The sequence below is a fragment of the Silvania confinis genome (genome assembly GCF_025564085.1).
Lineage (GTDB): Bacteria > Pseudomonadota > Gammaproteobacteria > Enterobacterales > Enterobacteriaceae > Enterobacter > Enterobacter confinis.
Genome location: NZ_JAMGZJ010000019.1, coordinates 1 through 381 on the forward strand (window position 1 = coordinate 1; position 381 = coordinate 381).

General features: G+C 64.3%; 1 protein-coding gene. It reads left to right on the top strand.

Annotation, left to right across the window (positions count from 1 at the left end; all coding sequences use genetic code 11):
- Positions 1-381: beta-ketoacyl synthase N-terminal-like domain-containing protein (locus M8013_RS00090; RefSeq protein ID WP_271265813.1), on the top strand; the 381-nt coding region annotated here is incomplete at both ends.

The window sequence follows — 381 nt, forward strand, 5'->3', positions numbered from 1 at the left end:
CTGGAAGACCATCGTCGACAACGTCCAGCCCGACGAGATCGCGGTGTTCTCCGGCAGCATCATGAGCCAGCTCGACGACAACGGTTTCGGCGGCCTGATGCAATCCCGCCTGAAGGGCCACCGGGTCTCGGCCAAGCAACTGCCGCTGGGCTTCAACAGCATGCCCACCGATTTCATCAATGCCTACGTGCTCGGCAGCGTCGGCATGACCGGCAGCATCACAGGCGCCTGCGCCACCTTCCTCTACAACCTGCAGAAGGGTATCGACGTCATCACCAGCGGCCAGGCCCGGGTGGTCATCGTCGGCAACAGCGAGGCGCCGATCCTGCCGGAGTGCATCGAGGGCTACAGCGCCATGGGCGCACTGGCCACCGAAGAAGG